The following is a 10,870-nucleotide window of genomic DNA, read 5'->3' as shown; positions in this document are numbered from 1 at the left end:
TCCCGAAGCGCTGCACGAGCAGAAGATGCAGGGCCAGAATGAGCGTGGTGATGCCGGGCAGGACGGCCACGTGGAATCCGAAGAAGCGCGTGAGCGTCGCACCCGACACCTCTTCGCCGCCGCGCAGGAAGATCATCATCGGCTTCCCGATCACCGGCACCTGCTTCACCATGTCGGTGCCCACCTTGGTCGCGAAGTACGCCAGCGTGTTCCACGGCAGCAGGTAGCCGCTGAAGCCGAAGCCCAGCACCAGGAACAGCAGGACCATCCCCGACACCCAGGTCAGCTCGCGCGGCTTGCGATGCGCGCCCAGGAACAGCACGCTGAACATGTGCGCCATCGCCGTCAGCACCATCAGGTTCGCCGACCACGAATGGATGGACCGCACCAGCCACCCGAAGCGCACCTGCGTCACGATGTACTGCACGCTCTCGAAGGCTTCGTTCGAGGTCGGCCGGTAGTACAGCAGCAGCAGCATGCCGGTCGCGACCTGCACCATGAACAGGAACAGCGTGATGCCGCCCAGGAAGTACCAGTACGACAGCTTGTGGACGGGGACGGTCTTGTGCGCCAGGAAGTCGTTGATCTGGCTGAGGCCGACGCGTTCTTCCAGCCACTGGCGCGCGCGCGCGATCATCTCACGCTCCCTTGCGCCGGCTGACGTAGATCTCGTCGCCGCGCACGTGCACGTCGTAGGCCTCGAGCGGCCGCGGCGGCGGACCCGACACGTTCTTCCCGCTCAGGTCGTAGACGCCGTTGTGGCACGCGCACCAGATGCGCTGCATGTCGCTGCGGTACTGCACGATGCAGTCCAGGTGCGTGCAGGTCGCTGACAGCGCGTTGTACTCGCCCTGCGCGTTGCGCACGATCAGTCCCGGGCGCGAGCCGAAGCGGAAGATCTTCCCCGCGTTCAGCTTCAGTTCGCCCACCTTGCCCGCCACCACCTCGTCGGAGCCCAGGTCGGCTGCCGCCGGCGGGATGAGGTACTGCAGGACCGGATAAAAGAACGAGGCCAACGACCCCAGCAGTCCCGCGCCCAGCAAAAGCTGCAGGAACGTGCGGCGTGCCGGGGGCGATTCGTGGGGCGCGTTGGCCTCCGTCGCCATCTACTTCTTCCCGAGTTCCTTCACGTAGGCCGCGAGCGCCTTGATCTGGTCGGCGGTCAGCTTGCCCTTGTACGCCGGCATCTTGTTCTTGCCGTTCTCGATCACGCTCGCCAGTTCGCCGTCGGCCATCTTCTGCACATCGGCGCCGTGGAAGTCGTGCGCGCCCATCTTCGTGCCGACCGGCGTCCCTTTGCCGTCGGGGCCATGGCACATCTGGCACTTCGCCTTGTAGTCACCTGCCGCGTCGGCGGCCGAAGCTACCGGAGAAGCCACCATCAGGATCAGTCCCAGCGCGATTGCCAGGCTAAGAATGCGTTTCATGTCGTTCCTCCTAGGAAAGGCGTCTCGGACGCCGTTGTACAAGAACAGTTTGCGGCCTGCGCTCCGCCCGCCATGTGACGGCCGTCACACCAGATTGTGGCGGCGTCACACCATTGCAAGTTGTTGATTACACAGTGATTGATGCATTTCTCAGCGTTCGAGCGTTGGAGGTTTCAACAGCTCGACCCCTGCCGCTCGTCTGGCTAGAACGCGTACCGGACCCCGAGTGTGCCGACGTTCCCCTTGAAATCGCGCGGCACCGTCGGTCCGACCTCGCCCTTCTCGTTGTAGCCGTAGTAATTCCAGCCGCCTGCCACGCTCCACCGCGGCGCCAGTTCCACGCGGATGCCGGCGACCGGCAGGTGGTAGCGGTAGTCGAGCGGGCCGAGCGGCGCGATCGGATTCAGGATCAGCGTATCGCCGCGCGCGAACGTGCCGGTATACCCGACCTGCGTCGTCACGCGCTTGATAGGCCGCCACATCGCGCCGAAGGAGAAGAACTGCACCTTCTGGCTGTAGAACGACACGTCCTCGAGGAAGGGCGCGCCGCAGGTGAGTGTCCCGGGCGGCACCGGGGTGGCCACGAAGCAGATGTTGGTGGCCGAGAAGATGTCCTGGTAGCTGTAGCCGAAGTCGAGGCTCCAGGCATCGCGCGGCATCACCGTCACGCCCAGGTTGTAGGCGTGGTTGTGCTGCTTGTTCTCGACCGTCTCCACGTTGTTGCGGTTCTCCCGGATGTTGATCGACGCCGAGACGTTCGCCCACTGCGCCGGTTCCCAGTTCACGCGCAGGCGAACCTGCTGCAGCTGCCGCGGGCTGATGCGGGTGAACACGTTGTCGGCGTACATCCACTCCATGTCGTAGCGCGCGGTGAACGAACGGGCCGGCCGGAACCACAGCCCGAACAGCAGCGAGTGCTCGTTGATCTCGGTCTTTTCGCTCTCCGGCTCGAGCCCGGTGAAGCTGGGGACCACGTTCGTGGCGCCGGTCCCGTTGAACGTGAGCACGGAGCACGAGCCGTCAGGATTCAACGGCTGCCCGGCGCAGGCGCCGCGGTTGGGCAGCGTCGGGAAGAACGTGAGCGTGTAGAGGTCGAACTCGCGCACGTCGATGTCGCGATGCCGGTAGCGATAGCCGAGCGAGCCGCCGAACTGCCGCCACGGCGCATACTCGAGCTCCACCGTGTTCATCGTGATCTGCTGGCCGAGGAAGCGGTTGCGGTCGGCGACGATCACATCCGCTCCGGAATTGGCGTTGTGCTGCGGGCAGGTCGCCGGCACGCCCGGGCAGGTCAGCGGATCGAACGTGTTCGGCGTGGTGGCGGCATTCGCCGCAAACAGCGTGGACTGCAGCTCCTGCCAGTTGCCGGGGATGCGGAAGTTGGTCCAGCGGAAGCTGTCGACGAAGTTGAGCTTGTCGGTGATATGCCAGGTGAGGCCGAGATCGGCGTTGGCGTTCACCCGTCGCGCCCTCGTCGGGCCGGTGGTGGTCTGGATGCGCGTGCGCGACCGCGAAGTGAACCCGTCGTAGAACTCACCCCAGCCCGCTCCGCTGTCGAACGGCACATCGCCATCCGAGCTGCTGTACGAGAAGCGCCCTGACAGGTCCACCGGCTTCCAGTAATTGCTTTGGAAGCTGAACTGCTCCACCGGATACTCGCCGCGCGGCTTCTGGAAGCGCGCGTAGTCCAGGTACTGGTTGCAGGCCGGAGCGGTGAAGCCTCCCACGATCACCGGCGGCGCGCAGGGCTGGTTCGCGCCCGTGTTGAACACGATGCCCAGGTCGCTCGCAACGCCCGGACTCAACTCGAACTGGTGGTTGGTGTCGACCCAGTAGATGTCGCCCTTGTAGAAGCTCCAGAACTGGTCGTAGCTGAAGGTCGTCCGCGGGATGAACTGGAAGTCCACGCCCGCGCGATAGGTATCCAGCCCGTTGCGCCAGAACTGGTCGAGCACGGTCTCGGTGCCCTCGTGGATCGTCCAGTTCGACGGCCCCTCGCTCACGTTACGCGAATAGCCCAGGCGGAACCGTATCTTCGACTGCGGCAGGATGGTCAGGTTCAGGTCCGTCATGCGGCGCACCACCTGGAAGCGGTGCGGCGACACCTCCACCGGGTCGTTCGGCACCGAGGTGGGCGGGTTCAGCGGATTCGCCAGCAGGTTGTAATCCCAGTAGTTCCGGTTGCGGCGGAAGCTCGCGCTGAAGTCGTAGATCCGCGACTTGCTGACGCGCAGCCGCGTCCAGTTGTTGGGATCGCCGCCGTAGCCGAAGCTGGCGCTGTGCAGCTCGTCGAACAGCAGGTTGGAGTGGTCGACCGAGTGCATGTCGAGCGTGAAACCGAGCAGCCGCGGTCCGGTGTGCTGGTTCACGAACGTGTCCCACAGCGACTCGTTGCCGTCGAAATCGGAGATGTAGCCGCCGAATTCGATGGACTGGTGGATCTGGTAGCCGTCCTTGACCTCGCCCTTCTCGCTCTCCGGCGGCGGCGCCGGCGCCGGCAGGAACTGCGCCTGCGCCGTGCTCGCGACCAGCAGGAGAAGGCATCCCGCCAGGAGCGTCCACTTCATCGTGCTCTCTCTGCGCGTGTGCATGACCGCTCCTTTCTAACGGAAGAAGATATGGTCGAAGTTCGACCCGTGGATCTGGGTGTGGCACATCGTGCATGCCTGGTACTTCTGCGCCTGGTTGTGGAAGCTCGGGATGGCTGGCGCGATCGAGTCCACCGTGAGGGTATGGCACTCCAGGCAGAGCAGGTTCACGTTGGCGCGCTTCAGCAGCCGCGGGTTCGACGAGCCGTGCGGCGTGTGGCACGCCACGCAGCCTTCGGTCTTCAGCGGTGCGTGCTCGAACACGAACGGCCCCGCCTTCTCCGAGTGGCACTTGAAGCAGACCTGGTCCTGTGCCGCCGTGGCTCGCAGTTGCTTGGTCAGGAACCCGCCGTGCGGGTTGTGGCAGTCGGTGCAACCGACCAGCCCTTCGTTCACCCGATGGTGGAACGGCTTGGAAAAGTCCGGCTTGATCTCCAGGTGGCAGCTGTAGCAGAGCGTCGGCTGCTTGGCGAGCAGCAGCTTCTCCGGCGTCTTCGGCTTGTGCACGGAGTGGCAACTGGTGCAGCCCACGCCGTTCGTCAGGTGCACGGAGCGCTGGAAGTTGGTGTGGTCCTCGCCGCGCTCGTGACAATCCAGGCAGACGCGACTGGCCTTTTCCGCGCTCAGGTCCGGAAAGCGGACGATCTTCGTCTTGTCGCCGCCGCCCTCCACGTGCGCTTTCCCCGGACCGTGGCAGGACTCGCAGCCCTGCCAGCCCAGGCCCTTGGAGTTCTTCTCCGTCTGCCAGTGCGGGCCGTGATCGTAGCTGTTGAACTCGGCTTCGTGGCACCCCTTGCAGGTATCGGTGCCGACGTAGTCCTCCGCGTTCGTGCTGCGGCTGGGTTCGGCGCCCCGCACCTCTTCGGCCTTGGGCTTGGCCGCGGGCGCGGTGCCGGTCGCGTTCTGCGCAGCGGCAAACGCCACTGCCAGCAAAGCGCAAAGGAACAGCAGGAGAAGAAGACGGATAGACCGTGCTGCCATTTGTCCCCCTATCTCGCTCGTTTGTGGTTAGGGGCCGGATTGCGTACCGTACGCTGCCTGGCTTGCGTGTCGCGAAATGGCGTTGTTGCAACTTATCACAACTGCGTTGCCGTTCTTAACGACTCCTTCAGATCCTTTCGTGCGTTTCCCGAAAGGACCCCCGCCCGAAGATTTCGCATGCTAGCCGGAACAACAGAAAGGCGGCTGTGACGCGCGTCACCGAAGGATGTTCGCGTCCAGCCGCCGAGATTGTCTCTTCCTTCTTGCTCAGTCCGCGGCGTCTGCCTTGCCCTTCTCGTACTCCAGCACCGACGGCCGCTTCCCGGTGTGCGAATGCCCGGTCAGCAGGCCCAGGACGAACCATCCCAGCGCCAGCGCGCCGACCGCGAAGATGGTGTCGCCGAACATGCGCATCCAGCGCAGGCGGTTCATCACGCCGGTCTGCATGAACTCCGCCGAGCGCGCGTACCACGTGCCGAATTCCACCGACGCCCACGCCTGCATCAGCCCGATGGGCAGCAGGCTGAGCGCCACCATGGCCATCAGGCCGATGTTGATGCCCCAGAATGCCACTGTCAGCGCCCCCGACTTCCACATCTCCCGCGGACGCAGCGCGCGCAGGCAGAACAGCATGAGCCCGATCCCCAGCAAGCCATACACGCCGAACAGCGCGGTATGGCCGTGGACCGGCGTCGTGTTCAGCCCCTGCATGTAGTAGAGCGCGATGGGCGGGTTGATGAAGAAGCCGAACAGCCCGGCGCCCACGAAGTTCCAGAACGCCACGCCGACGAAAAAGTAGATCGGCCAGCGATACGCGCGCACCCAGCGCGCGTCGCGCTCGCCGGTGCGCGCGAGGCGAATGTTCTCCCACGCCTCGAAGCCGATCAGCACCAGCGGTACCACTTCCAGCGCCGAGAACACCGAGCCCAGCGCCAGCACGTAATCGGGCACCCCGGTGAAGTACAGGTGATGGAAGGTGCCGACGATCCCGCCGGAGAGGAAGATGACGGTGGAGAACAGCACGGCGCGCGTCGCCGACCGCACCGCCAGCAATCCCAGCCGCGTGAACAGGAACGCGATCACCACCGTGGCGAAGACCTCGAAGAAGCCCTCCACCCAGAGATGGACGACCCACCAGCGCCAGTACTCTGCCGTCACCAGGCTGGTCTTTTGCCCGTACATCAGGCCCGCGCCGTAGAACAGCGGGATCGCGATCGACGCGATGGTGAATAACAGCAGCAGCGAATGGCTTTCGTCCTTCCGCTGCAGCGCCGGCCGCAGCCCGCGCCACATCAGCCACAGCCAGAAGCACAGCCCGCCGAACAGCGCGATCTGCCAGAAGCGGCCGAGGTCCACGTACTCGTACCCTTGCGTGCCGAACCAGAACCAGTTCAGCCCGCCCAGCTTGTTCTGGATGCTCAGCCACTCGCCCGTCAGCGACCCCACCACGACCAGCAGCACCGCGCCGAACAGGATGTTCACGCCCAGGCGCTGCCCCTTCGGCTCCTTGCCGCTGATGGCCGGCGCCACGAACAGCCCGGTGGCCAGCCATGAGGTCGCGATCCAGAACAGGCCGAGTTGCAGGTGCCAGGTGCGCGCGACCGAATACGGCAGCCAGCGGTCGAGCGGGATCCCGTAGAAGCCCGAGCCCTCCACGCCGTAGTGCGCGGTGATGGCCCCCAGCAGCACCTGCACCACGATGAGCGCCGCGACCACGAAGAAGTACTTCGTCGTGGCGCGCTGCGACGGCGTGGCCTGCAGGTCGAGGAACGGATCATGCGTGGCGGGCGCCACGTGCTCCGGCGCCTCGGCCCGCCAGCCGAAGTACCACACCATCCCGCCCACTCCCGCCAGCAGCAGCACGAAGCTGATCACGCTCCACACGATGTTGCTCCCGGTCGGCGTGTTCCCCACCAGCGGCTCGTGCGGCCAGTTGTTGGTGTAGCTCACCCCCAGGTCCGGCCGGTTCGTCGACGACGCCCACGCCGTCCACCAGAAGAACGCCGTCATCTCGCGCAGCTTCGTGGGGTCGGTCACCGCCCCTTTCGGGATGGCGTATTCGTTGCGCCCGTTCGCGAACACGTCGCCGTAGTAGGCGGCGAGTCTCTCGAAGGCGGCGGCGCGCTCCTTCGCGATGACGATCCGTCCCGAGGCGGGGTCGTAGGTGTTGCTGCGCATCACGCGCTGGAGGCGAGCCTTGAGCGCTCCCTGCTGCTCTCCACCCAGCGCCGCAAAGTTCGCCGCGCCCGCTTGCTGCGCCCAGTCGTCGAGCATCAGCACCGACTCGCGATGCAGGTAGTCGGCCGTCCAGTCCGGGGCGACGTAGGCGCCGTGTCCCCAGATCGACCCGACTTCCTGCCCGCCCATCGCCTGCCACACGCCCTGGCCGTTCTGGATGGTGGCGCCCTCGAACAGCACGCGCCCGTCCTCCGCCGCCACCTGCCGCGGCAGCGGCGGCGCCGCGTTCAGCGCCTTGTACCCCGCACCTCCCAGGATCGCGAACGACGCGATGATCACCACCGCCAACGCGATCCACAGCCCCTTGTATGACATGCTTGCCTCTCCTTTATCTCAGCCGTCCATTATCTATCGCCCGGCCGGCATGACGCCTCTAAGGCAGGCGTCCCGCGCGCCGCAGGCCTTCCAGTTTGCCAACCACCGGGGTTGGAGCCGCCGGAGCGCCCGAATGTTGTTCTGCCGGCCGCAAGAAGGCCGCCGCGCGATGCCCCCTTCGTGCCCGCGTCCGCCTACTTGCCCGCTGCGGCCGTCATGACCGCCGGCTCGGTCCTTCCCGGCGCCGGCTTCACGATCACCACTCCGATCATCCCGCCGGTCTCATGCAGCGTGCAGACGTACTTATAAATGCCCGGCACGTTAAAAGTGCGCTGGTAGTTCGCGCCCGGCTGGATGTGGCCCGAGTCGAACATCGCGGCGCCGTTCGGGGTGCGCACGTGCGCCGCAATCGCCACCCGAGCCACGTTGGTCACGACATCGTGCGTGACCTGCGAAGTGTTCCGCCACAGCACGCTCTGCCCCGCCTCGATCGTCACCTGGCGCTGAAGGAACGCCATCTCGCTCATGTTGACCGTCGCGCCCACCCTGCCGCGCGCTCCCTCGACCGCAGTCCGCACCATCTTCGCCTGCGCCGCCCGCCGCAACGCCGCGAGCGAGCCCTGCGGGTGGCAGGTCGGTGCCAGCGGCGTCACCGCCTCTACCGCGAAGCGCCGTTTTCCCTGCGCCGGTTCGAAGCGGCCATTCACCTGCACCAGGGTGTTCAGGTTGTCGGCGAACAGGAGCGGGTGTTCGCTCAGCAGGCCTGCCCGCGGCTCCAAGTCGTAGCTCGTGCCGGAGCGGAACGCCGTGAGCCGCAATTGCCGAGTACCCGGCGCCAGGTGCAGACAGCCGCTAAGCTCATTCGTGCGCACCGTCGCCACCGGCTTCGCGGCCGGCTCCGTCGTCGCGGCCGTCCCGCTCTCCGGCGCCTCGTCGTGCGGCAGCATGGCGAGGACGCCGGTGCCCGCACTCTGCGTCGCCGGCACGGCGTCGTCCTGCGCCACGATCATCGCTTGCGGCGCCGGGCCCGCAGCCGCCGTCACCGGCGCCGGCCCCGGATGCATGTAATCCGCCACAGCCACACCCTCGACCGCCAGCATCCCCATCAACCCCTTCGGCATGCGCGCCATCGCATGGTCCATGAAGGGGTACTTGCCCGGCATGTTGGTCACCATCTCGACCAGGGTGGCCCCGCCCGCCGGCGCGCTGATGGTCTGGATGCCGGTCACGGGCGGCGATTCGAGCCCGCCCAGCACGTAATCTTTGCTGAAGATGTGCCCCACCACGTGGAACGACGACGTCAGGTTGGGGCCGGCATTGCCGAACAGCAGCCGCACCGTCTCGCCCGTCTTCGACTTCAGTGTGTACTTGCCGGTGAGCGAGTCGACCGCGCCGTTGAACACTACATAGTCGGGCTGCTCCGCCAGCAGCTTCGCTTCGCTGAAGGCCTGCAGTCCGCTCTTCCCCTTCGGTCCTGCGGTGTAGATCTCCCCCTGCATGACGTAGTATTCGTGGTCGACCTTCGGCAGCCCGCCCGCCGGCTCCACCAGGATCAGCCCGTACATGCCGTTGGCGATGTGGTCGCCGATCATCGGCGTGCCGCAGTGGTACACATAGAGCCCGGGAGTCGCCGCCACGAAAGTGAACGTCTTCTCCTGCCCCGGGGTCACCTGCGTCAGGGCCGCGCCGCCGCCCGGTCCCATCGCGGCGTGAAAGTCGATGGAGTGGACCATCGCGCTGCCCGGCTCGTTGCGCAGGCTCACCTCGATGGTGTCGCCCTCCCGCACGCGGATCATCGGCCCCGGCACCTTGCCGTTGAACGTCCAGTAACGGAACGTGGTGCCCGCCTGCGCATCCAGCGTGCCCACCACTTCCTTCGAAACGAGCTGGATCCTGACCGTCGCCGGAGCGCGATCGCCGACCGGCGGCGGCACCTCCGCCGGGTCGCGCACGATGTTGACGGCCGCTCCGCTCTTCGCCGCCGGCATCTCGTGCGTTTGCTGTCCCACCGCCGCCACGCTCAGCAGCAGCATCGCGGCCGCCGTCACTACCAGCCTGGATCTATGAATACGCTCCATCGTCGTACCCTCCATGACACCTTCATCATGAAAGGTCGTGAGACGATAGGCTGTGACTTAAGTCCGCCACGGCAAGATTTTCTGCTTCGCTCTGTGTTCGCCCTAAAAGGCGAAGGACCGGGAGATTTCCCGGTCCTCATGCCTCCGCCTGTCGCCAGGCCTTAGTCGGCAGCCGCGCTCGCCTGCGGCGTGAACGCGCAGCAGGGCTCCTCGCTCAGCGGGTCGCCGGTGAAGGCGTAGGCCCGCGCGCGCGATCCACCGCACAGCTCGCGGAACTCGCAGTCGTGGCACTTCCCTTTCAGCTGCTCCGGATCCCGCAGCGCCATGAACAGCGGCGACTTGCGGTAGATCTGCCCCAGCGGCTCCCACAGGATGTTGCCCGCCGGCAGAGGCAGGAAGCCCGACGGGAACACCTGCCCGGTGTGGCTGATGAACATGAACCCCTTGCCGTCGCTCACCCCGGTCTGCGCGTGCGCCAGCATCTCCGGCAGCTTCTCCTCGCCGCCCGCCGCGGCCGCCTTCTGCTGCATCAGGAAGCGCCGGTAGTGCGGCGCTTCGGTCGTCTTGATGCGGAACGGCACCCGCTTCGACATCTCGTACATCCGCCCGAACACCGCTTCGGTCTCCTCCGGCGAGAGCAGGTCGAAGGCCTGGCCGCGCCCCACCGGCACCAGGAAGAACATGCTCCACAGCACGATCTTCTGCTCTTCCAGCAGCTTCGCCATCTCCTCCAGTTGGTGGAAGTTGCGCCGCGAGACGGTGGTGTTGATCTGCAGCGGCAGGTGCACCTCGCGCGCCCACTTCGCGCACTCCAGCGTCTTGGCGAACGAACCCGGCACGCCACGGATGCCGTCGTGCAGCTCCGGCGTCGCGCCGTCGAGCGAGAGCGCCAGCCGCGCCAGCCCCGATTCCTTCAGCTTGCGGATCGAGTCGCGCGTCAGCAGCGGCGTCGCGCTCGGCGTCAGCGACGTCTTCACGCCCTTCTGCGCCGCGTACTGCGTGATCGCGAACAGGTCCGAGCGCTTCAGCGGATCGCCCCCGGTCAGCACGAAGATCGGCACCCCCATCTCCGCCACCTGGTCCACCAGGTGGAAGCCTTCCGCGGTCGAGAGCTCCAGCGCCGAGCGCAACGGCTGCGCGCTCGCGCGGCAGTGCGCGCATTTCAGGTCGCACGCCTGCGTCATCTCCCAGATCACCACCAGCGGACGCTCCGCGAATTCCTGCTTCAGTTCCCGTCTCATAC

The 10,870-nt window shown here is 66.2% G+C and carries 8 protein-coding genes; all 8 read right to left on the bottom strand.

The features are described from left to right. On the bottom strand, positions 1–637 hold a 637-nt coding region (locus tag VLA96_05560; protein ID HSE48656.1), incomplete at its 3' end, for a cytochrome b N-terminal domain-containing protein. A gap of 1 nt (position 638) precedes the next feature. Then, positions 639–1,106, bottom strand: a complete 468-nt coding sequence (locus VLA96_05555) for a Rieske (2Fe-2S) protein (protein HSE48655.1) — start codon at positions 1,104–1,106, stop codon at positions 639–641. Then, positions 1,107–1,427: a cytochrome c gene (locus tag VLA96_05550; protein ID HSE48654.1), complete on the bottom strand. Its 321-nt coding sequence runs from the start codon at positions 1,425–1,427 to the stop codon at positions 1,107–1,109. 203 nt (positions 1,428–1,630) lie between these two features. Next, on the bottom strand, positions 1,631–4,018 hold the full coding sequence (locus tag VLA96_05545; protein ID HSE48653.1) for a hypothetical protein: 2,388 nt from the start codon (positions 4,016–4,018) through the stop codon (positions 1,631–1,633). Between the two features lie 12 nt (positions 4,019–4,030). Further along, positions 4,031–4,996, bottom strand: a complete 966-nt coding sequence (locus VLA96_05540; GenBank protein HSE48652.1) for a DmsE family decaheme c-type cytochrome — start codon at positions 4,994–4,996, stop codon at positions 4,031–4,033. 267 nt (positions 4,997–5,263) lie between these two features. Next, positions 5,264–7,549 (bottom strand): nitric-oxide reductase large subunit, encoded by a 2,286-nt coding sequence (locus tag VLA96_05535; GenBank protein ID HSE48651.1) that lies wholly within the window; start codon positions 7,547–7,549, stop codon positions 5,264–5,266. Positions 7,550–7,743: 194 nt separating this feature from the next. Then, positions 7,744–9,627: a copper-containing nitrite reductase gene (nirK, locus tag VLA96_05530; GenBank protein HSE48650.1), complete on the bottom strand. Its 1,884-nt coding sequence runs from the start codon at positions 9,625–9,627 to the stop codon at positions 7,744–7,746. A gap of 161 nt (positions 9,628–9,788) precedes the next feature. Further along, entirely contained in the window at positions 9,789–10,868 is a 1,080-nt protein-coding gene (locus VLA96_05525) for a TIGR04053 family radical SAM/SPASM domain-containing protein (protein HSE48649.1), read from the bottom strand. Between the last annotated feature and the right edge of the window lie 2 nt (positions 10,869–10,870).

It is taken from the genome of Terriglobales bacterium (assembly GCA_035457425.1).
GTDB lineage: Bacteria > Acidobacteriota > Terriglobia > Terriglobales > Acidobacteriaceae > JACPNR01.
Note: the sequence above shows the minus strand (reverse complement) of the source record. Positions and strands in the feature narration are given on the sequence as shown.

Excerpts from the sequence above, each read along its gene's own strand:
- VLA96_05535 (HSE48651.1), bottom strand. The coding sequence starts at position 7,549 with ATGTCATACAAGGGGCTGTGGATCGCGTTGGCGGTGGTGATCATCGCG.
- VLA96_05550 (HSE48654.1), bottom strand. The coding sequence starts at position 1,427 with ATGAAACGCATTCTTAGCCTGGCAATCGCGCTGGGACTGATCCTGATG.
- VLA96_05525 (HSE48649.1), bottom strand. The coding sequence starts at position 10,868 with ATGAGACGGGAACTGAAGCAGGAATTCGCGGAGCGTCCGCTGGTGGTG.
- nirK (HSE48650.1), bottom strand. The coding sequence starts at position 9,627 with ATGGAGCGTATTCATAGATCCAGGCTGGTAGTGACGGCGGCCGCGATG.
- VLA96_05555 (HSE48655.1), bottom strand. The coding sequence starts at position 1,106 with ATGGCGACGGAGGCCAACGCGCCCCACGAATCGCCCCCGGCACGCCGC.
- VLA96_05540 (HSE48652.1), bottom strand. The coding sequence starts at position 4,996 with ATGGCAGCACGGTCTATCCGTCTTCTTCTCCTGCTGTTCCTTTGCGCT.
- VLA96_05545 (HSE48653.1), bottom strand. The coding sequence starts at position 4,018 with ATGCACACGCGCAGAGAGAGCACGATGAAGTGGACGCTCCTGGCGGGA.